Raw genomic sequence first — 20,062 nt, 5'->3', positions numbered from 1 at the left:
GGGGACCTGGTGTGACGGATCCACGGCCCGAGGACGACCGGCCCCGTCTGCCGCTGAGCTTCCGGCGCCACGCGGGGGCCTGGGAGGAGCAGCGGGCGACGTGGCGGCAGGCCCGCGCTTCGGAGATCGCCGCCGGACTCGAGCGGGCGTCGTCCCGGCCCTCCGGGAACTGGTACGTCGTGGGGGCGAGCCGTGGGATTCGCGCGGACCGGCCCACCGGCAGGACCGTCGCGGGCACCGAGACGGTGCTGTGGCGGGACGCCCACGGCGCTCTCCACGCGGGTCCGGGTGTCTGCCCCCACCTCGGGGCCGCACTGAAGGACGGGGTGGTGCGGTGCGGGACCCTGATCTGCCGCTGGCACGGTCTTGCCCTGGACGGCTCCCCGTTCGCGGGGTGGGACCCCTGGCCGGTGCACGACGACGGCGTACTGGTGTGGGTGCGGCTGGACCGCGTCGGCGGGGAGGAGCCCACGCAACGGCCTGTGGTGCCGTCGCGGCCGCCGGTGGACCGGGCCGTCACGGCCGTCTACACCGGCGTCGGCATCTGCGAGGCGGAGGATGTCGTCGCCAACCGTCTCGATCCCTGGCACGGCGCCTGGCTGCATCCGTACTCCTTCGTGGACCTGGAGGTCCTGTCGGCCCCGGTGGGCGGTGTCCCCGACGAGGAGGACGCCCTGGTCGTCCGGGTCTCCTTCAAGGTCTCCGGGCGCGTCGTGGTGCCGGTGACGGCGGTCTTCACCGCGCCGGAGCCCCGCACCGTCACCATGCGGATCGCGGAGGGCGAAGGCGCCGGCTCCGTGGTCGAGACACACGCCACCCCGCTGACCCCCGTCGGAACGGCACGCCCGCGTACGGCCGTGGTCGAGGCGGTCATGGCGACGTCGGACCGGCCGGGATTCGCGGTGGCCAAGGCGTTGGCACCTCTGTTGCGGCCGGCGATGCGCTCGGCGTCCGGGCGCCTGTGGCGTGACGACCTGGCGTACGCGGAGCGGCGCTGGCAGCTGCGGAGCACGGGGAGGTTCCCGGGCTCGTGAGCCGCACCGCTGTACATCGGTGGCTCGGCGTCCCTTCTGTCGCGGCCGCTTCCCCTCACCCGTCCGCCGCTGACGTGCCCGCCCGGGCGAGGAGCCTCAGGGCGGCCGAGCGCCCTGCCGCGGGAACGGTCCACAGGGTCTGGCCGCGGAGCCCCCACCGGCGCAGGTGGGCGTTGGCCGCGAGGAACCCGGTGGTGGCGGCCCGCTCCATGAGCGCGACGGGGTACTCCGTACGGACGAGGTCCCCGGCGACCGTGACGGTGGGATCAGGTGTGTGGACGGTGGGACGGTTCAGGTGCCCTCCCACCTCGAAGAGCGGGCAGTCGGAGCGCAGTTCGTGCCGCTGGTCGAGGATCACGGCGCCGCGCGTCTCGGGCCAGACGCGGTGCAGCTGGGCGACGAGCTCGTGGGAGACGACGCGGGGGTCGGCTCCGGAGGGCACCGCGTAGGCGTGCAGCTCGACCACGGAGCCGCCTGTTCGGCGGGCCCAGCGGGAGGCTTCTCCCTCCCAGCGGTCGAGGACGCTGATGTTGTCGAGGGGGCCGTATCCGCTGGTCCCGAGGAAGCCGGGACGCCGCGCGCCCACGGGCCGGTCGAGCCACAGGCGGGAGACGAGGAAGGGCGGGGCCGTGCGCAGTGCGCGGACCATGGCACGCCACGGCGGGTCGCACAGGGCCGGGGATGCTTCGGCGATCATCCGGAGCCCCTGGGTGTCGGTGGCGAGCACGAGGGCGTCCGCGTGCCGCGCACCCGCCGACGAGGAGACGATGTGCCCGCCGTGGGGGGCCGGGGCGATCTCCTCGACCCCGGTCCCGGTCAGGATGCGGACGCCGTGGCCCTGCAGGTAGGAGGCCAGTGGGTCCCACAGTGCCTGCGGGTACGGCTCGTCCGGTACGTCGAACAGAAGCCCCTCGGAGGATCCGAGGAAGTAGATGTGGAACATGAGGACGAGCTCGGCGGCGGACAGTTCACCGGGATCGGCGAAGAAGCTGCGGGAGAACACCTCGAAAGCCAGGTGCTGCGCCGCCGGCGGGAAGCCGATGGCGTCGAGGAAGTCGCGGGCGCTGACTCCGTCGTAACGCCGGTACACGTCGGGGACCCGGACGTCGAGCAGGGGCAGTGCCGCCCGGGCGTTCATGCGGCCCAGATCCCGCCAGCCGAAGCTCGGGCTGAGCGCCACGAATCCGAGGGCGCTCAGGGGCGGGGTACGGGGCACCCTGGCGAAGCTGTCGCAGAGGCCGGAGCTGTGCCGGAGCGGATAGTCCGGGAGCCCGGTGAGCCGCTCCAGTCCGGGGTCGACCCGGCGGAGGAGACCGCGGAGGTTGTAGTACTGACGGAAGAAGGCGTGGAACCCCCGGCTCATGGTCACCTCGGATCCGTCACTCAGCCGGTCCTGCCAGCCGGCGAGCCGTCCGCCGAGGGTGGGCTCGCGTTCGTGGAGGGTGACGTCGACGCCACGCTCGGCGAGGATCGTGGCCGCGGCGATTCCCGCGATCCCGCCGCCCACGACGGAGCACGTGGGCCGAAGGCGGGCGTCCGCTCGGTGCGATCCGTCGGCCGCGGGGATGACGACCGCGTTGCGGTCACGGCCTCGCTCTGCGGTGCCGTACCGGGTGAAGCGCATCGCTGGGCTCGCTCTCGTGGCAGGCTCGCCGGCTCAGGCGCGGCGGGCGAGGAAGGGGATCTCCGCTGTGGTGCGGAGCATGGGGACGAGGGGGGTGTGCAGTCCGATGCGGAACTCCTCGTACGGCTTCGTCCCGCCGTCGAGGAACCTGAGGAGGCGTTCGGCCGGGACGCTCTCGAAGAGGCGGGTGAAGAACTCGGGTCCGGAGAGCCTGCCGGTGTCGATGCCGCGCAGGAGCACGGCGTCCATCGCGAGGGAGCGCCCCGGGTACGCCGCCGGGGGCAGCGGCACCCGGCCCGAGTGGACGAGGGTCGCCACGGCGCGGGTCTGCCGCTGGATCGCGGCGAACGCGTAGCCGGTGGAAGGGCGTACGGCTCCGCCGGCCGTGCCGATCCGGAAGGTGCTCATGCCCGCACGACGGTCGTGCCGGGCGTCGGTCATCGGAATGCGTCCACGTTCCACCGCGCGTACGTCGAACGCTCCGAGGCCGAGGACGGCTCCCGTGTAGTGCCGCAGGGCGTCGTCGTACTCGTCGTCGGTCAGCGGCTCCCTCCCGAACTCGGTGTACTCGACGAGCGCTTCTCTGCTGGACAGCGGAAGCACGTACCCGAAGGAGAGTCCGTGCGGGGGCTGCGGGGTGCGGAAGTCCATGAGGTCGACGGTGTGAGGGTCGAAGACGGGCCGCTCGGTGCGGAGGAACCACCCCTGGAAGTGCTGGAGGAGGCGGACACGGGCGCGCGGCCGGGAAGCCGGCGGGCGGCTGTCGAAGGCCCAGCGCGCCTGGACGCGCTGCTCGGTGCCGTCGGCGGCGCGGCAGGAGACGGTGACGCCGTCGGTTCGGTCCGCGATGCCGTCCGCGACCGCCTCGATCACGCGCAGCCCGGTCAGCCGCGGCCGCACGGCGCGGCTGAACGACTCCGAGGTGAGCATCTTGTAGCTCAGCCGGCCCAAGTCCCGCCGGACCGGTGGCCCGCCGGGCGTCCGGAGCCGCAGGCTGTTCCACGAGGCCTCGAGCCAGGCGTCGTAGTCACCGGGGCCCTGCTCCCAGTAGCACCACGTGCGCGGCGGCGGACGAAGGGGACCCGGGGGCGCGTCGATCAGGACGACGGAAGGGACGTCGAACCCGGGCGGAGGCCGGAGCAGCCGCCACGCGAGCGACAGCCCGGCGGCCCCGGCGCCGATGACGACGACATCGCAGTGCACGGGCCACGTCTCCTCTCGTCGGCTCGCCGAGCGGCCCGGCCGGTGGGACCGATGCCGCGGTCAGGGTTCCCCGGAGCGACTTCGGGGTATCCCTCGCTGCTCCAGGGGGACCAACGGGCCGACGTACGGGCGTCGGCGCGGAGTGTCAGGGTGCCAGGAGCCGGCCGCGGACTCCGCCGTCCTGCCGGGTGGTGCGGAGTCCGCCGTGGCGGGCGAGATCCACGGAACCGACTCCCCCGCGGGGGCGCGCCGACGACCGCGCCGGTCACGGCGACGTTCCGGGGAACGTCGGAGAAGCCGAGGCACGCACAGGGCGGCGCCCCAGCGGTACACCGTGGCGAGGTGGTGATCCAGGGGAGGTTCGTCCATGAGTCGCACAGTCGATCCCCTTGCCTTCCGGTGTCCACTGGTTCCCGTGCGAGAAGAGGGTCCCGGGCGAACCGACACCCCTTGCGGCACCGTTGGTGGTGCTTCAGCCAGGCTTCCTCGACCGATCGGTGTCCGGATGCGGTCCGCCCTCGAAAGGTGTGCGCCGTTCACCCTTCCGTCCGCTGTTCGGGGAGGTTCCGTGCGGCCATGACCCGGTGGGTACGCCCGCGGCCGGCCTGCGCCGGAGCCCGCCGTTCCGGCTGTCATGCCGAGGTGCGGGCCTGGCGTCGGCGCTGCCACCAGCGGGGGCGGGTGCGGGGGTGCACGGCCCGGCCCAGCCGTCGGCCGACGGTCACGTAGCCGAGCAGCGCTCCCGTCGTGTTGAGGAGGACGTCGTCGATGTCGAAGGCGCGGCCCGTGACGAGCGCCCCCTGCACCAGCTCCACGAGCAGCATGGTGGCCGCGGTGAGGAGCGCGACGCGGAGGAAGCCGCGGGCCTTGCGGGACAGCAGCGGCAGCAGGATCCCGAAGGGGACGCCGAGGAGGATGTTGCCCCCGAGCTGCTTGACCGTGTCCACGAACGCGGGCCGGCCGAGGTAGGCCTCGATCGAGCGCCCGGGCGTCAGGTTGCTGTGGGTCAGGGGCACGGAGGCCGGCGAGGCCTCCAGCGTCAGCCGGGCCAGGACCACGGCGAACGCCACCATGCCCGCGAGGGCCGTGAGGGCGACGAGCGCCCGCACGAACCGGCCCGGGCCGCGCCGGACCGGGACCGCGGCCCGAGGCGCCGCGGTGTCCGGCTCCGGCTCCTTCCGCTTCGGGCTCCCGCCGGCCGGTGTCACACGGCCCGCACCCCCCGCGTCTTCCCCGTCACTCCCGTCCCCTCCGGCGGGCGCACCGCCCCGTCCCTTCGACGCTCTACGACCGAACATGAGCCGTCTCCTCCCCTTGGGGTTTTCACGCGGACGGATCCCGCGTACCCCCGCCGGGGGACCGCACGCCCTGCGGTCCCCCGGGGCACTCACCTCGGAACCACTCTCCCCACGGGCCCCAACAGAGCCCGTTTCCGGCCGAGTTGGGTGTGGGAGCGGCGGGCTCGGGCATCCGGCCCGCATGGGAGAAGAGACCGAGAACAGACCCGAGCCGGCCCGCCGTTCGTGGAAGCGCCCCGGAGGGAGGTGGCCCCTCGCCGCCGTCGTCCTGCTCGTGCTCGCCGTCGCCCTCATGCTGATCGGCCAGTTCCTCCGGGTCCCCGGCCTGGACGTCTTCGGGACGGACGTGAAGGACCGCTCCGGCCCCGCCGTCCTGAAGTCCGTCCAGGACCTGAGCCGGTACGAGGGGGCGGCGGGGACCTACCAGGTGGTGGTCGACCTGGAGCACGACGCGCGGTTCCTGCCGGACGCGATCCGCGGCACCCGCACCCTGTACGTGGCGATCGGCAGCGTCGCCTCCTACGTCGAGTTCGGCGGCCTCGGGGAGGACGCCGTGACCGTCGACGCCGACCGGACCGAGGCCACCCTCCGGCTGCCGCACGCCCGGCAGGCCGACCCGGCGCTCGATCCGGAGCGGTCGTACGCCGTGTCGAAGCAGCGCGGTCTGCTCGACCGGATCGGCGACCTCTTCTCGGACAACCCCGCGAGCGAGCAGGCCGTCCACGTCCTCGCCGCCCAGCGCATCGGCGACGCTGCCCGGGAGTCCGACCTGACGTCCCGGGCGGAACGGAACACCGCCGCGATGCTGCGGGAACTGCTGCGGGGCCTGGGCTTCGAGCGGGTGACCGTGACCTTCGTCTGAGCGGGATCCGCCGGCCCGGAGGGCGTTCCGCGGGGCCGGGGCGCCCTCCGACCCGATCGCGCCGTACGGGTGATGTGTCGCCAGTCACGCTCGTGGAGGTCCGCCGACGGGGCAAGGGGCCCCTATGAGCACTCACGACGACGACCGGGACGGCCCCGGCCCCGCCGCCCCGGACGCCACCACGGTCGAGGCCCTCGGTTCGCTGTCCAAGGCCCTGGAGACCGTGGAGCGCGCCCGGGGCCATCTGTACGGCTTCCACCAGCTGACCGGCACCGCGGACTTCGAGCTCGACCGGACGGTCGGGCTGCTGCGGAAGGCGGGGCACCACACCTGGGCCGACCGGGTGGCGACCGAGATCCTGGGGCGCAACGTCATGCCGGGCCGCTGGACGTACCAGATCGTCGACGCCTACAGCGAGACCTACTACGAGCCGTTCCGGGCACTGGAGCGCACCGTGGTCTCGGCCCTGGCCGACGGCCACGAGCACCGCTTCGAGGCCCGGCTCCAGAGGGAGCGCCGCACTCCCGGCCACCCCGACCACACCCCGGCCGAAGGAGCCGACACATGAGCGACGCCGACGACCCCGCCAACGACCCCGGCGACGACCCCGCCGACGATCTGCTGGCCGGGCTGAGCGTGGACACCAGCCAGCCGGAGCAGCCCGTCCTGCTGGACGCGCAGGGGGGACCCATCCGGACCTGGCGCGAGAACCACCCCTACGACCGGAAGATCCGCCGCCAGGAGTACGAACGGACCAAGCGGGTCCTGCAGATCGAGCTGCTGAAGCTGCAGCGCTGGGTCAAGGAGACGGGGGCCCGGCTCGTCGTGATCTGCGAGGGGCGGGACGCCGCGGGGAAGGGCGGCACGATCCAGCGCTTCACGGAGCGGCTGAACCCTCGTGGGGCGCGGATCGTCGCCCTGGACAAACCGACCGAGCGGGAGGCGGGTCAGTGGTACTTCCAGCGGTACGTCCCGCACCTGCCGGCGCGCGGCGAGATCGTGTTCTTCGACCGTTCCTGGCACAACCGCGCGGGTGTCGAGAAGGTCATGGGCTTCTGCACGGAGGAGGAGCACGCGCTCTTCCTCCGGCAGTGCCCGGCCTTCGAGTCGATGCTGGTCGAGGACGGCATCATCCTGGTCAAGTACTGGTTCTCGGTCTCCCGCGCGGAGCAGCGCACCCGGTTCGCGATCCGGCAGGTGGACCCCGTCCGCCAGTGGAAGCTGTCGCCGACGGACCTGGCCTCGCTGGACCTGTGGGACGCGTACACCGCCGCGAAGATCGAGATGTTCCGCGCGACCGACACCGCCGACGCGCCGTGGACGGTCGTCAAGAGCAACGACAAGCGCCGGGGGCGGCTGGAGGCGATGCGCTATCTGCTGTGGCGGATCGACTACGCCAACAAGGACACCGAGGCAGTGGGCCGGCCCGATCCCCTGATCGTGGGCGCCGCCGACACCCTCCTGGAACCGGGTGAGGAGCCGTCGACGCTCTCCCCCACGCCGCTGGCCGGCCCTCCGGTGGGCCGGGGCCAGCACCCGCCCGCATGAGAACGGCTCCAGGGTTCCCGCACCGGGCGCGTTTCCGGTGCGGGAACCCTGGAGCCGTGCGGGCCGGCCGGATCAGCCGGCGCCGGTGCCCAGCAGACCCTCGCGCAGGCGCTTCACGGTGCGCGCGAGCAGCCGCGAGACGTGCATCTGCGAGCAGCCCAGCTCCTCACCGATCTGAGCCTGGGTCAGTTCCTCGACGAACCGCAGATGGATGATCCGGCGGTCGCGCTCGTCGAGGTCGGCGATGAGCGGGGCCAGCGAGTGGAAGTCCTCCACCAGCGCCATGGCGGGGTCCTCGCTGCCGATGAAGTCGGCCAGCGAGGCGTCGCCGTCCTCGTCCTCGCCGCCGAGGGCGGCGTCCAGCGACGAGGAGTTGTAGCCGTTGGAGGCCAGCCGCGCCTCGGTGACCTCCTCCTCGGTGAGGCTCATCAGGTCGGCCAGCTCCTTGACCGTCGGCATCCGGCCGAGGCGGGTGCTGAGTTCGTCGGTCGCCTTGGCCAGCTCCACCCGCGCCTCCTGGAGCCGGCGGGGTACGTGCACCGCCCAGGAGGTGTCCCGGAAGAACCGCTTCATCTCGCCGACGATGTAGGGGACGGCGAAGGTGGTGAACTCGACCTCCCGCGACAGCTCGAACCGGTCGATCGCCTTGATCAGACCGATCATGCCGACCTGGACGATGTCCTCCATCTCGTCGGCGCGGTGGCGGAACCGCCCGGCGGCGTAGCGGACCAGGCTCATGTTCATCTCGATGAGGGTGTTGCGCGCGTACTGGTACTCGTGCGTCCCCTCCTCCAGCGTCGCGAGCTCCTGGAAGAAGACCTTCGACAGAACCCTCGCGTCCTTGGGCGCGACCGCCAACGTGTCCGGGATCTGCGGCAGCGTCCCCGCTCCGGACTCGACTCCCGTGGTCGACATCGTGGTGACCGTCACACCATTCCCCTTTCGCGTGTATTCCTCATCGGGATGCGTGGCCCTGAGAATGCTCGCCTACCCGGACTTCTCACGTCCACTCCCACCAACTTCTCCCGTGTTCGCGGTCGGTTCCTTCCCTCCGGTCGACGGGCGGGCGGCGCACCGCACTTCAGCGCCTCAGGGACGCGAGCAGCGGTCCCCAGTCGATGTGCCGTTCCTCCGTGCCCTGCGGCACCAGGACGAAGGTGTCGCGCACGAAGCGGACCAGCGCCTCCTGCTCGCACCTGACGACGGCGCGCCGGCCCGCCGGCCCGAGCCGCAGGAGAAGTCCGCCGTGGGGGGCGGGACGGAGCCGGATCTCGCCGTCGCCGGTGGGCTGGAGCGATCCGGTGAGGACCATCTCGCGGTCGACGCGCCACACCACCGGGTCCTCACCGGGAAGGTGGAAGGCGATGCTCAGGGCGTGGGGGTCGCGGGAGTCGTAGCCGACGGTCGTGTCGATCGGGGCCGCCGCGTCCGGGGTGAGCAGTTCCATGGTGATGGGCTGGGTGAGGACGCGCGGTGCGGGGAGCGGCGCGACGGGGTGCTGGGGCATGGGGTCCTCCGGCTGAGAGGCTGTCAGCGAGCGGGTGCGGTGTCCGCTTGACCCGTCCCGCCCCTGTTACACCTCGTGCCGCCCTGGTGGATGTGCCGATGATGTCGAGATCGGGTGAAGGTCGTGAAGGGCCGTCAGGGACCGGCGGGACGAGGGCCCTCCGCCGCGCCGCTCGGGATGCCGCCGTCGGGCCCGGCGGTCTCGGACCGGCTCGTCAGGTGCTCGTACGTGCCGGTGAGGAGGAGCAGCCGGTCGAGGAAGGGCGGTCTGCGGTCGAAATGCAGCGAGACGCCCGCGGCCCGGGCGAGCCGGTGGAGGGCCAGCAGGGCGGAGAGGCCCGTCGAGTCGCACAGGGTCAGGCCGGCGCAGTCGACGCGGAGGTCCGTCGGCGCGGAGGCCGGATCGAGATGGGCCCGGGCCGCGTCCAGCAGCTCCTCGGCGCTGTCCCAGGCCAGGTCGCCGGCGAGCGTCACGTACAGGACGCTGTCGGGCGCGGCGGCGGCCTTGACGTCGAAGGTGTGGTCGGGGGTGTTCACGAGCGGGGTCCTGGGGCCGGTGGGGCGGGTACGCGGAGGAGGGCCCGGCGCCCGGCGGCGAGGTGCCCCCGCGCGCGGGGGAAGTCGTGCTGGGCGTCGGCGAGCAGGTCGAGGGCGGCGATCAGGGCGTCGCCCGGGACACCACGGGCCCGGAGGATCCCGGCGGTCCAGGTGACGAAGCCGGTGAACAGCTCGGCGTCGTCCGCGTAGAGGGACGCTCCGAGGAAGTCGACGATGTGGGCGACGTCCTCGGCGGTCCGCTCCCGCTGCCGGTCGGTGTAGGAGGCCATCGCCGGGACCGCGTCCTCGAGGCCCTGGAGGACCTGGCGGACCAGCTGGGTCCGGGCGCGCGTGACCAGGGTGTACTCCTGGTCGGCGAGATGGGGCAGGTCGCCGGCGGCGGGCCGGGCCGCGTCCGCACGCGGCGGGCCGGCGGCGAGGAGACGGGCGGCGGCCCGGGCGTCCTGCGCCCACCCGTCGGCGCCCAGCAGGCGGGCGTACCGGCCGTCGGGGCCGAAGGCGGCTCCACCGACGAGGACGGGGAGCCCGATGGCCTGGATGGCGGTGACCGCGGCGTGGGCGGCAGGGAGCCGGACCGGCAGAGAGGACGAGAGGGCGACGACGTCCGCGCCGGTCTGGTGCAGGTGGGCGATGAGGTGAGGGGTCGGGACGTGCGCCCCGAGGTAGTCGACGAGGAAGCCCCGGCCGCGCAGGACCTCCGCGAGGAGGCGGGCGGGCAGGGCGTGCCACTCGCCGTCGACGCAGGCGACGGTGACGCGCCGGGGTGCCTCCCCGGTCTCCGGCCGGGGTCCGGTCCCGTCCGGCGTGCGGTGGGCGAGGGCGGCGACGACACGGTCCTGGATGGCCGTGGCGGCGTGCTCCTGGGCGACCCCGATGCGGCCGGCGGCCCATTCGGCGCCGACCTTGGCCTGGACGGGGCCGATCACGTCGAGGAGGAGGTCCTCGACCGGGACCCCGGCGTCGTGGGCACCGAGGACGGCGGCGGTGGCCGCCGGCTCGTCCCTCGCCTCCAGGGCCGCCCACAGCTGTCGGCGGGTGGCGGCGAGATCGGCGGTCGAGGTGGTGGTCTGCGTGCTCATGCGGTGTACCTGCCCCGGGTGTGGCCGTTCACCGCGGACAGATGGGTGGTGTGCGGCGCGGTGATGGCGACGACGGCCATGTCGTCGTGAGGACCGCGGCCCACCCAGTCCCCGGCGACCATCTGCACGCGCTCGACGACGGCTTCGGCCGGGAGCCCCACGCACTCGGCGAGCGCGGAGCGCAGCCGGTCCTCGCCGAACATGGCCGAGCCGAGCGGCCCCCCGCGGGCCTCCGTGATCCCGTCCGTGTAGAGCAGGCAGGTCTCGCCGGGCGACAGGTCCACGGTCGCCGACCTGCTGGTGACCACGGGGAGGGCGCCCACCAGGGTTCCGCCGGTGTCCGCCTCCTCCACCTCTCCCGTGGCGCGCAGGATGAGCGGGCGGGGGTGGCCGGCGCTGGTGAGCCGGAGCCGCACCCGGCCGCCCGTGCGCCGCACCGAGGCCAGGACCAGGGTGGCGAAACGGGTGTGACGGGCGGTCAGCAGGGCGCCGTTGAGCAGCCGCAGGACGTCCTGGTGGTCGCCCGCGAGGGGCAGCAGGGCCTGCACGGTGCTGCGGATCCTGCCCGTGAGCACGGCGGCGTCCAGCCCCTTCCCGCACACGTCACCGAGGACGGCGAGCGTCTCCTGGCCGTCCTCGGTGCCGGCGTGCACGTCGTAGAAGTCGCCGCCGATCCGCTCGGTGTCCTGGGACGTGCGGTAGCCGCCGGCGAAGTCGACTCCCCCGACGTGGTGGAGCTGCGGCGGGAGGAGTTCGGCGATCAGCGCACGGGTGACACGGGCCTGCTCCGCGTAGAGGCGGGCGGCCGAGAGGGCGGCGCCGGCGCGGGCGGCGAACAGCCGGGCGAAGAGCTCTTCGGACGTGTCGAAGGCCCGTCGCCCGCCGCGCCGCAGCAGGATCAGGGCTCCGGCGGGCACGCCGTGGCCGGGCAGCGGGGTGATGGAGACGGCTCCGGGGGTTCCTCCGAAGCCCTCGGGCACGGCCCAGGACGGCAGTTCGGCCGGGTCGATCCAGCGGGCGGGCACCGGCGGGAAGCCCTGCAGTGCCTCGGCGAGACCGGGCACGAGGGCCGGGTCCAGGGTGAGCTGGGTCCGCTTGCATCCCCCGCCCAGGGCGGTGACCACGGCGCAGCGGTTCCGCACGGGCGGGGAGATCACGAGGGCCGCGTCGCCGAGGTGAGCGGCGGCGAGGAGGGCCGTCTTCTCCAGGCAGCGGTCGGGGTTGAGCGAGGCCAGCAGCTGCGTGGACGCCTCGGCCAGGAGCGCGGTGCGCTCCCGTTCGGCGCGCAGGGCGTCCTGTGCGGCCGTCAGGTCGGAGTCGTCGACGAGCCACCAGGCCACGTCGCCGTGGCCGGAATCGGTGGGGTGGGCTCTCAGGAGCCGGCCGTCGTGGCTGCCGCGCAGCGGGGCGGGCCCCGCCCGCGTCGGGGCCGCGGCGGCCGGTGTGCGTGCCGGGCGGGACAGCCTCCGGTGTGCGTCGGCGAGCCATCCCGGGACGACCTCGTCCAGCCACTTGCCGACCCCCATCCGCGGGAAGAGGTCGGCCGCGGCGGCGTTGAACTCCACGACCCCGCCCTCCCGGTCGGCCACCACGGCCGGATACGGAGAGCCGAGCCAGGAGGTGCCCTCCGCTCCCGGGGTTTCCCGGGAGCGGCCGTACTCGTCTTCGAAAACAGTCATAAGCGTGGCCCTCGCGTAGTGGCCCGCCACCTTCCCCACTCGACGACAGCTCGTCCGTCCACCCTTGCGGAGTGAGCGCCGCACAACAAGTGAACCCCCCTCTTCCGGTACGCATCCGGCGCTTCCCCGCAGTATCCCCACGGTTCCGGCACAGGAGTTTCACCGGAGGCGGTCCTCGGGTGGCGGTGAGGACGAGGACCGCCCGGCCGTCGCCGGTCTCGTGACCGCCCGTGAAGTCGCGCACCGCCCGGCTGAGCCCGACCGATGACGGCGGAAGGCGTTTCGGCGTGGTGTTCGCGGTCAGTCGGAACCTCGAACGCGGTCCGCTCCCGGAAGGATGACGTCGTGCCGGTCATGCTGGTCCTGGTGTTCGGTGTCGGTGTGGCGATGACGTGGTGGGGCGTCGCCCCCGTCCCCCGCGGTCCGCGGCGAGCGCCCCGGTGACGCGCCGGAGCGGTCCCGCCCGGGTTTCACAAACAGACGAGCGGTCAGGCGAACGGGGAACGAATCCCTACTCATGTGCCAGGAGGCTCACATGGACGGCTGGCGTGCGGCAGCGGCCTGCCAGGAGGTCGACCCCGATCTGTTCTTCCCGGTGGGGACCGGCTCCCCCGCCCTCGCCCAGGCGGAGGAGGCCAAGAGAGTCTGCGGGCGCTGCCCGGTACGCGAACCGTGCCTGCGCTCGGCCCTGGCGCAGCCGCACCCGCCGTCGGGCGTGTGGGGCGGCCTGACCGAGACCGAGCGGCATGCGCTGGAACGCCGGGCCCGCCGCAGGGCGAACGAGCACCGGTGACCGGCCGCCGGATCACGGCCCACGGCCCCCGGCGTCCCCGGGGGCCGTGGTGCGTCCGGCGGGCAGGTGAGATGACGGTGCGTCGGCGCGGCGTCGGCGCCGACGCGGCGGCGTCAGCTCGATCGCCGGCCCGGCGGGTTCGCCGTGTCGGCGTACTCCGGCAGGAGGGAGAGGCGGGCGCGGACCCGCTTCCCCTCCGGGGCGGGCTCCACGGTCACGCTCTCGCAGACGGCGACGACGATCTCGACGCCGTGCTGACCGATGCGGCGGGGGTCGTGGCCGCGGGGCACGGGGGCGGCGGCCTCCTGGTCGAAGACCGAGATCTCCAAGGTGTCGCGGCCCAGTTCGAGGAGCAGCCGGCAGGGGCCCGCCGTGTGCCGGATCGCGTTGGTGACCAGCTCACTGACCACCAGCTGCGCGAGATCGACGCGCTCCTGAGCGACCGGTCCGGGCAGCACGATCGGGGCGGCCGCGAGGAAGTCGGCCGTGAAGGCGCGGGCTGAGGCGATGGCCCCGCCGCCGGAGGCGTCGTCGTAGACGGCGCCCGCGGACAGCAGGGGCTCCGGGACCGCGCGCTCCGCGGTGATCGCGTCCGTCATGACGCTGGCACTCCCCTCGTCCTGGGTCGGCGGCTGGGCTCCTCGTACCCGCTTTTCCCCTCTTCATGGTTCCCACACCGCCCGCACGCGGATCACACCCGCCGACAGCGTGTCAAGGGGACGCCGGCACGGTCGGCGTGGGCGCCCCGTGCCGTCCCTCGTCCGGGGTCCCGGCCTCGTGGCCGCGCCAGTCCAGGCAGAGTACGAGGACGGCGTCCGGCGCGCCACGGGGCGTCCCGCGCAGTGCCCGTACGACGGCCCGGGGGACGTCCGCGCCCTTCCGCCGGCGTGCGCCGGTGAGGGCGCGGACGACGGGACCGTCCGGCGCCTCGTGCCCGTCGCCGGCCGTCGGCTCTCCGGTGCCGTGGGCGACGAAGACCAGCCGGTCGCCGCGCAGGAGGCGCAGGCGCTGGGGGGTGTAGACGGTGTCCTCGAACATGCCCAGGGGCAGCTGGCGGTCCAGTTCGATGCGCTCGGTCACGGTGGAGCGGACACGCCAGAGCGTCGGCGACCCGGCGTCCACCACCTCGGCCTCGCCGGTGGTCAGGTCGAGTCGGAGCAGCAGGGCGGAGAGCGGGTGCTCGCCGCGGTACTGCCCGTAGAGCGCCTGGTCGGTGAGGCTGGCCTGGGTCACCAGGTCGAGCCCGGCCCGCCGGGCGTTGCGGATCGCCGTCAGGGCGAGAGTGCTCGCCAGGGCGGCCGGGGTTCCGGGGCCGGCGCCGTCGGCGACGACGATCACCAGGTCCCGCTCGGTGGCGCTCCAGTCCAGGAGGTGTCCTCCGGAGGTGTAGGCGGGCTCCCAGTGGGCGTGGAGGTCGAAGGCCGGTCCGGCGCAGGCACGGCCCGGCAGGGTGTCCCACTGCATCTCCCCGGCGACGCTGAGGGCGTGCGTCCTGCGGGTGCGGCGGTACAGGTCGGTGTGGCGGTCGGCGACGCGCAGGGCGTGTCCGAGGGTCTCCGCGACCCGGGCGAGGCTCGCGGTGGTCTCCGAGGTGGACCGGTCCGCGGGCAGGACGACGACCAGGACGCCGAATCGGTCGCCGCGGACCGTGACGGGCAGGTAAACGGTCGCTGTGGGCCCGACATCACGGAAAAGATATGGTTGCTGGGTGCGGAAGACGCGGCCGGCGGGGCCCGCGTCCACGGGCGTGTGCGCCATCCCGGCAGGTGTCTGGACGGGCTCCACGGGGCGCAGGGTCGTGAAGCCGTAGTCGACGAGCAGCAGGTCGGCGGAGGTCGCGGCGTGCAGGTGCGCGAGACTGGTACGGAGGGAGTCCAGGAGGAGGTGTGGTGCCGCCCCGCGCAGTGCGCCACCCACTGTCGCGTGTCGATCCAATGGATCCGTACCGCCTTCTGGAGAGATGTGGAGATGACCGGTCCGTCGCAAGGCCGCCGTACCCGGCCCGGGACGTCCGAGGAGGATCGGCAGGCATGAACAGCAACCCCGCCCCGCCGCCGCGGGAACCGCAGCGGACGGCCGAGTCCGCCCGGGAGCTCATCGAGCTGCTGGAGGTGCTGTGGGAGCGCGGCCGGGACATGGTGTCGTCGACACCCGTCTCGGCGAGTCAGCTGCGCGTGCTGTACAGCCTGGACCGCGAGGAGGGCATCAGCCTGCGCACCCTGGGCGAGCTGCTCGGCTCCGCACCGCCCTCCGTGAGCCGCATGTGCGACCGGCTGGAGGCGCTGGGCTTCGTGCAGCGGCTGCCCAGCCCCGTGAGCCGTCGGCAGCTGGAGCTACACCTGACCGTGCACGGCAAGGCGTACCTGCGGGACCTCAGGACCCAGCGCGAGGAGGCCCTGCTCGCGGTCATCGCGAACATGTCGCCGACGAGTCGCAAGGCGCTGCTGCGGGGGCTCACCGGCTTCCACGAGGCCGTGGGAGGGGGCGGAGAGGCAGTCTCGTCACCCGCCCGCACGCCGCTGAAGGACGTCAGTTCGGCCTGATCCCCGCGCGACGCCGGCTCCGGCCGTACGCACACCCCATGTCCTCATTGCCACCTCTGGTCGTCCTTGACGGCGTTCTTCCGGGCAGCCGCCAGGTGTTGCCCCAAGGATACAGTTGTCACACAGCAACTGTTGACACGGAGCCGTGCCAGTCGAGGCACACGACCAGGGCGTCGTCCTCCAGCGGGCTGCCGCCGTGGTGGGCGGCGAGCTCCCGGAGCACCGCCTGGGGCACGTGCGTGGGCGGCAACAGCCGTGTCCCTCGCAGCGCGCGGGCCAGCGCCCGGTCCCCGTAGCTCTCCCCCGCGGGCGAGACGGCCGCGTACACGCCGTCGCTGCCGAACAGCAGCCGGTCGCCGGGCCGCACCACGAACCGCTCGGGCACGTACACGGTGTCCTCGAACATGCCGAGGGGCAGCTGCGCCTCGAAGTCGACGGACTCCACCGCCTGCCCCCGCTGCCGCCAGAGACGGGGCGATCCGGCGTCCACGGCCTCCACCTCGCCCGTGGCCAGGTCGAAGCAGAGCAGCAGGACCGACACGAAGGCCTCGCCCCGGTAATGGGCGTACACCGCCTGGTCCGCCAGCGCCGCCTGGTCAGGCAGCGGGAGGCCGGCCCGGCGGGCGTTGCGGAGCGCGTTGATCGCGAGGTTCGTCAGCAGGGCGGCCTCGATGCCCTCCCCCATGCCGTTGGTGACCGTCAGGGTCAGCCGGCCGTCCGAGACCGACCAGTCGTAGTTGTCGCCGAAGATGGCGTAGGCGGGCTCCAGATGGGCGGCGAGGGCGAACTCGGGACGGGCGCAGGAACGGCCGGGCAGCAGCTGCCACTGCATCTCCGCCGCGAGCGTGAGCCGAGTCGCACGCCGCGCCAGGACGTACAGGTCCGTGTCGCGCTCCGCCACCAGGATCTCGTGGCCGAGCGCCTCGCAGACCTGGGCGAGCCCCGGCAGCAGCGGCGTGAGGTCGGCCTCCGGGGGCAGCTCGGCCGTCAGCACCCCCAGCCGGTCCCCTCGGACGGTGACGGGCAGGTGGAGCCGGAGCGCCCCGGGCTCCCGGACCACGTGCGGCTCCTGGGCGCCGAAAGCGCGCCCCTGGGGACTGTCGTGGATCGGCACCGACTGATCCGCCCCGGAGACGTGCCCGACGGGCTGGAGCGTCCGCAAACCGTAGTCGGCCAGGCGGAGTTCCACCCGCAACGCCCCGCAGTGCTCCCTCAAGGCGTCCTCGACGACCTCCACGAGCCGGTGCGGGGCCGCCCGGCGGAGCGCCTGCTCCAGCTCGGCGATCTCGTGCACGGTCCTCCTCTTCCTCTTCCCTGGGCCGGTCCCGTGCACGGGACCGGCCACCCGTCCGCTATCTCGCGCCGCCGGCCGCGGCCAGCGCGTCCGCCACGCCGTCGTGCGGCGGGATCGTCGTCGTCACGCCGGTGATCTCCAGAATGCGGCGCACGGCCGGGGTCGGCGCGGCGAGATACAGGTCGCCGCCGGTCTCCCGCGCCCTGTTGACCGCCCTGATCAGGACGTTCAGCCCCGAGGAGTCCATGAAGCCGAGGGCGGACAGGTCCAGCACGATACGGCGCCGACCCTCGCCGAACTGTTCCGTCAGAAGGTCCTGCAGCCGGCCGGCGGTCTCCATGTCCAGCTCACCCTCGACGGTCAGCACCGCCGTGCGGTCGTCGCGGATCTCGACGTCGACATCCAGGTTCGGTTCTCGCTCGGACATGTTCCCTGCTTTCCATGGGGGGTGGGGTCGGTCTCGGGGCGGACTAAGGGGGTCATGACACCTGGACACCGACCACGCACGTGTCGTCGTCCGTGTCCGACTTGCTGCGCGCCAACAGCTGGTCCAGCAGGCGTTCGAGGCTGTCGGACGGCTCCCGGGCGACGGTGAGCAGCTGGGCGACGGAGTCGTGGACGGCGGTGTCCCGCCGCTCGACGAGCCCGTCGGTGTACATCAGGAGCGTGTCGCCGGGTTCGAGCCGCAGCTCCGTCTCCTCGTACTCGGCCTCCGCGAGGGCCCCCAGCAGCAGCCCACGCACGAGCGGCAGGTCGAACGCCTCGTCCCCGCGGACCAGCACCGGCGGGAGGTGGCCCGCGCGGGCCCAGCGCAGCGTGCGGCTCCCCGGGTCGTAGATGCCGCACACGGCGGTGGCCGTCACCTGGGCGGTGAGGTGGTGGGCGACGCCGTTGAGCCAGGACAGCAGCTGTCCCGGGCCCGCGCCCGTGACGGCGAGGCCGCGGAGGGCGTTGCGCAGCACCACCATGCCGGTGGCGGCCTCCACGCCGTGGCCGGCGACGTCACCGACACACAGGAGCACCTTCTTGGACGGCAGCACGACCGCGTCGTACCAGTCGCCGCCGACCAGGGACTCGGACTCGGCGGGACGGTAGCGCACGGCGACGTCGAGTCCCGGCGCGTCGAGCGGCGGCTTGGCCGGCGGCATGATGGCGTGCTGGAGCTGGAGGGTGAGCCGGTTGCGTTCCTCTGCCGCCTCCTCCGTCGCCGCCAACCGGTCGCGGGTGGCCGTGAGGGCGACCTCGGTCCAGTGCTGCGCCGAGATGTCCTGGTAGGCGCCCCGGACCGCCTGGAGACCGCCGCCGGTGCGGACTGCGGGTTCGGCGGTCACCCGGATGTGCCGCGTGACGCCGTCGTGGCGGAGCATGCGGAAGGCGGCGGAGCCCACCCGCCGCTGGTGCAGCACCTGCTGGAGGAAGCGGCGGATGGTGTCGACGTCGTCGGGGTGGACGTGGGCGGCGAGGTCGCGCAGGGGGACCGGCGGCTCCGTCGGCATGCGGCCGAAGAGCTCGTACAGCTGGCCGTTCCAGGTGATGTCCCCGGCGACGACGTCCTCCTCGAAGGCGCCGACCCGGCCGAGGCGCTGGGCGTGCTGGAGGAGGCTGGCGAGGCGTGCCGACTCGTCCTCGACGCGCCAGATGAGCAGCACGCTCGCGCCGTACCGGCTGATGCTGATGTCGGCGAGCGAGGCGAGCGGCACCTGGTCCACCAGGGCCGTGAGACGGGTCCGGCGGGCGCGGAACGGCTCCCCCGTGGCATAGACCCGCTCGATCCGTTCGAAGAGTTCGCTGCCGTCCGCCGTCGCCGGGTACGCCTCCAGGAGCAGGGCCCCGTCGACGGAGCCGCGGGGCCGTCCGGCCGGATCGCGGAAGTGCGCGTTGGCGTGCCGAATGCGGAAGTCGACGAGCTTCCCCGCCTCGTCCAGGTGGGGGGTGAGGACGAGGGCGGGGTCGTAGAGCCCGTCCGAGAGTTCGGCCAGCGCCGGCGCCCCGTGCCCGCCGGGGACCGGGAAGCCCCCGGAGAGGGGGGAGCCTCCGGGGGACGCCTCGGGCAGCGCCTCCAAGGTGTGGGCGCAGAGCTCGGCGAGCGCCTCGATCTGGCGCTCCACGGCCTGCGGCAGCGGGTCGAGCGGACGGGCCCAGCAGATCTCCAGGACGCCGTGGATGCGGCCGCCGGTCCCGGCGGGGACGACGACCCGGCCGCCGTCGGGATGGCGCGCGCGGCCGATCGAGGGGATGCCCGCGGCGGCCAGGGAGGCGTACCGGACGGTGCGGCGCCCGATGAGCGCCTGCCGGGCCGCGGTGGTCACCCCCGGCGGCACGTAGTGCCAGCGGGCCGCCTCGTCGAGGCCGAAGCCGGCGTGGCCGCGCAGGCTCAGCGAGGTGTCGGGGCCGGTGGTCCAGATCGCCACGGCGACGGCGCCCAGGGGTTCGAGGGCGTGCCGGAGCAGCGACTCGGCGACGGCCTGGGTGTCGCCGGCGCTGAGCGCCGCGCTCTCCGCCGTGCGCAGCCGCACGGCGACCGAGGCGTCGGGGGCGGCGGGGGCGGGGGCGCCGGGCTCGCCGACGGCCGTCCGCACGAACTCGTCCGCCGCCTCGGCCATCCGGTCCCGGGCCGCCTGGTTGATGATGTCGGCGGCCAGCTCCAGCCGGGACAGTCCGACCCGGTCGGCGAGCTCCGCGAGCTGGCGGGCCGCCTGGGCGGGGCCGCAGCCCAGGCGCTCGACGATGACCCCCTTGGCGAGTTCGATGAGGGCGCGGCCCTCGGCCGCCGCTTGCGCGGCGCGCACCTCGCCGCGCAGCCGTTCCACCGTGGCGGCCAGCCGGCCGTCGACGGACGCGACGGCCGACGTGCCGTCGGCGGGGTACGGGACGGCGGCGCCGGGCGTCGGGGGCGCGGCGGCGCCTGCCTCGGAGAGGCCGGCGGACGGGTCTCCGCCCGGGTAGCTGGGGCCACTCACGTCGGCGACTCCTCGGTCGGGGCAGCCCCGGGGCCGCCGTGCGGACGGGGCCGGGGGGCGCCGGTCCGGCGCTCCGGGGCC

Annotated in this window: 19 protein-coding genes; 6 read left to right on the top strand and 13 right to left on the bottom strand. The window is 73.9% G+C overall.

Annotation, left to right across the window (positions count from 1 at the left end):
• Positions 1-11: 11 nt before the first annotated feature.
• The gene (locus IO20_RS0127415; protein WP_030552687.1) at positions 12-1,034 is read left to right on the top strand and encodes a Rieske (2Fe-2S) protein; all 1,023 of its coding nucleotides are present in this window, start codon (positions 12-14) and stop codon (positions 1,032-1,034) included.
• A gap of 55 nt (positions 1,035-1,089) precedes the next feature.
• Here the strand turns inward: IO20_RS0127415 and IO20_RS0127410 are convergent, their stop codons facing one another.
• The 3 genes from IO20_RS0127410 to IO20_RS0127400 all read right to left on the bottom strand — a co-directional run bounded on the left by IO20_RS0127410 (position 1,090) and on the right by IO20_RS0127400 (position 5,069).
• Positions 1,090-2,658 (bottom strand): FAD-dependent oxidoreductase, encoded by a 1,569-nt coding sequence (locus tag IO20_RS0127410; RefSeq protein WP_030552689.1) that lies wholly within the window; start codon positions 2,656-2,658, stop codon positions 1,090-1,092.
• A gap of 33 nt (positions 2,659-2,691) precedes the next feature.
• A complete protein-coding gene (locus IO20_RS0127405) occupies positions 2,692-3,861 on the bottom strand; it encodes a lycopene cyclase family protein (protein WP_030552691.1) in 1,170 nt (389 codons plus the stop codon).
• A 632-nt stretch (positions 3,862-4,493) separates the two neighbouring features.
• Complete coding sequence (locus IO20_RS0127400) at positions 4,494-5,069, bottom strand: VanZ family protein (protein ID WP_211270432.1); 576 nt, start codon at positions 5,067-5,069, stop codon at positions 4,494-4,496.
• A gap of 271 nt (positions 5,070-5,340) precedes the next feature.
• Here IO20_RS0127400 and IO20_RS0127395 point away from each other — a divergent pair, with 271 nt between their 5' ends.
• The 3 genes from IO20_RS0127395 to ppk2 all read left to right on the top strand — a co-directional run bounded on the left by IO20_RS0127395 (position 5,341) and on the right by ppk2 (position 7,569).
• Complete coding sequence (locus IO20_RS0127395) at positions 5,341-6,021, top strand: DUF4230 domain-containing protein (RefSeq protein ID WP_030552695.1); 681 nt, start codon at positions 5,341-5,343, stop codon at positions 6,019-6,021.
• Between the two features lie 124 nt (positions 6,022-6,145).
• Complete coding sequence (locus IO20_RS0127390) at positions 6,146-6,589, top strand: hypothetical protein (protein ID WP_030552697.1); 444 nt, start codon at positions 6,146-6,148, stop codon at positions 6,587-6,589.
• Positions 6,586-7,569 carry a polyphosphate kinase 2 gene (gene ppk2, locus IO20_RS0127385; RefSeq protein ID WP_030552699.1) on the top strand — a complete coding sequence of 328 codons (984 nt, stop codon included), beginning with the start codon at positions 6,586-6,588 and terminating at the stop codon, positions 7,567-7,569. Before IO20_RS0127390 ends, ppk2 begins: the two co-directional genes overlap by 4 nt.
• Positions 7,570-7,641: 72 nt before the next feature.
• Here ppk2 and IO20_RS0127380 read toward each other — a convergent pair whose 3' ends face one another.
• The 5 genes from IO20_RS0127380 to IO20_RS0127360 all read right to left on the bottom strand — a co-directional run bounded on the left by IO20_RS0127380 (position 7,642) and on the right by IO20_RS0127360 (position 12,391).
• The gene (locus IO20_RS0127380; RefSeq protein WP_030552701.1) at positions 7,642-8,499 is read right to left on the bottom strand and encodes an RNA polymerase sigma factor SigF; all 858 of its coding nucleotides are present in this window, start codon (positions 8,497-8,499) and stop codon (positions 7,642-7,644) included.
• 151 nt (positions 8,500-8,650) lie between these two features.
• Positions 8,651-9,076 (bottom strand): SsgA family sporulation/cell division regulator, encoded by a 426-nt coding sequence (locus IO20_RS0127375; RefSeq protein WP_051874598.1) that lies wholly within the window; start codon positions 9,074-9,076, stop codon positions 8,651-8,653.
• 134 nt (positions 9,077-9,210) lie between these two features.
• Entirely contained in the window at positions 9,211-9,612 is a 402-nt protein-coding gene (locus IO20_RS0127370) for an STAS domain-containing protein (protein WP_078946095.1), read from the bottom strand.
• Positions 9,609-10,712, bottom strand: coding sequence for a cobalamin B12-binding domain-containing protein (locus IO20_RS0127365; RefSeq protein ID WP_030552706.1), 1,104 nt, complete (start codon positions 10,710-10,712; stop codon positions 9,609-9,611). Before IO20_RS0127365 ends, IO20_RS0127370 begins: the two co-directional genes overlap by 4 nt.
• Complete coding sequence (locus IO20_RS0127360; RefSeq protein WP_030552709.1) at positions 10,709-12,391, bottom strand: PP2C family protein-serine/threonine phosphatase; 1,683 nt, start codon at positions 12,389-12,391, stop codon at positions 10,709-10,711. Before IO20_RS0127360 ends, IO20_RS0127365 begins: the two co-directional genes overlap by 4 nt.
• A gap of 535 nt (positions 12,392-12,926) precedes the next feature.
• On the opposite strand from IO20_RS0127360, the gene IO20_RS0127350 reads away from it, so the two are divergent.
• Positions 12,927-13,184, top strand: coding sequence for a WhiB family transcriptional regulator (locus IO20_RS0127350; RefSeq protein WP_030552711.1), 258 nt, complete (start codon positions 12,927-12,929; stop codon positions 13,182-13,184).
• Between the two features lie 113 nt (positions 13,185-13,297).
• On the opposite strand, the gene IO20_RS0127345 is transcribed toward IO20_RS0127350, so the two are convergent.
• Together IO20_RS0127345 and IO20_RS0127340 are read right to left on the bottom strand one after the other, a co-directional pair.
• A complete protein-coding gene (locus IO20_RS0127345; RefSeq protein ID WP_030552713.1) occupies positions 13,298-13,783 on the bottom strand; it encodes an ATP-binding protein in 486 nt (161 codons plus the stop codon).
• Positions 13,784-13,895: 112 nt separating this feature from the next.
• Positions 13,896-15,101 (bottom strand): PP2C family protein-serine/threonine phosphatase, encoded by a 1,206-nt coding sequence (locus IO20_RS0127340; RefSeq protein ID WP_245685063.1) that lies wholly within the window; start codon positions 15,099-15,101, stop codon positions 13,896-13,898.
• Between the two features lie 113 nt (positions 15,102-15,214).
• Between IO20_RS0127340 and IO20_RS0127335 the strand changes: the two genes are divergently transcribed.
• Positions 15,215-15,727: a MarR family winged helix-turn-helix transcriptional regulator gene (locus IO20_RS0127335; RefSeq protein WP_030552715.1), complete on the top strand. Its 513-nt coding sequence runs from the start codon at positions 15,215-15,217 to the stop codon at positions 15,725-15,727.
• Positions 15,728-15,845: 118 nt separating this feature from the next.
• Here the strand turns inward: IO20_RS0127335 and IO20_RS0127330 are convergent, their stop codons facing one another.
• The 3 genes from IO20_RS0127330 to IO20_RS0127320 are packed head-to-tail and all read right to left on the bottom strand — an operon-like array spanning position 15,846 to position 19,981.
• Entirely contained in the window at positions 15,846-17,021 is a 1,176-nt protein-coding gene (locus tag IO20_RS0127330) for a PP2C family protein-serine/threonine phosphatase (protein WP_030552716.1), read from the bottom strand.
• Positions 17,022-17,079: 58 nt separating this feature from the next.
• Positions 17,080-17,448: an STAS domain-containing protein gene (locus tag IO20_RS0127325; protein WP_030552717.1), complete on the bottom strand. Its 369-nt coding sequence runs from the start codon at positions 17,446-17,448 to the stop codon at positions 17,080-17,082.
• Between the two features lie 52 nt (positions 17,449-17,500).
• A complete protein-coding gene (locus tag IO20_RS0127320) occupies positions 17,501-19,981 on the bottom strand; it encodes a SpoIIE family protein phosphatase (RefSeq protein WP_030552718.1) in 2,481 nt (826 codons plus the stop codon).
• Between the last annotated feature and the right edge of the window lie 81 nt (positions 19,982-20,062).

Source organism: Streptomyces exfoliatus, assembly GCF_000725545.1.
Lineage (GTDB): Bacteria > Actinomycetota > Actinomycetes > Streptomycetales > Streptomycetaceae > Streptomyces > Streptomyces exfoliatus.
This window is presented reverse-complemented; position numbering and strand designations above follow the sequence as displayed.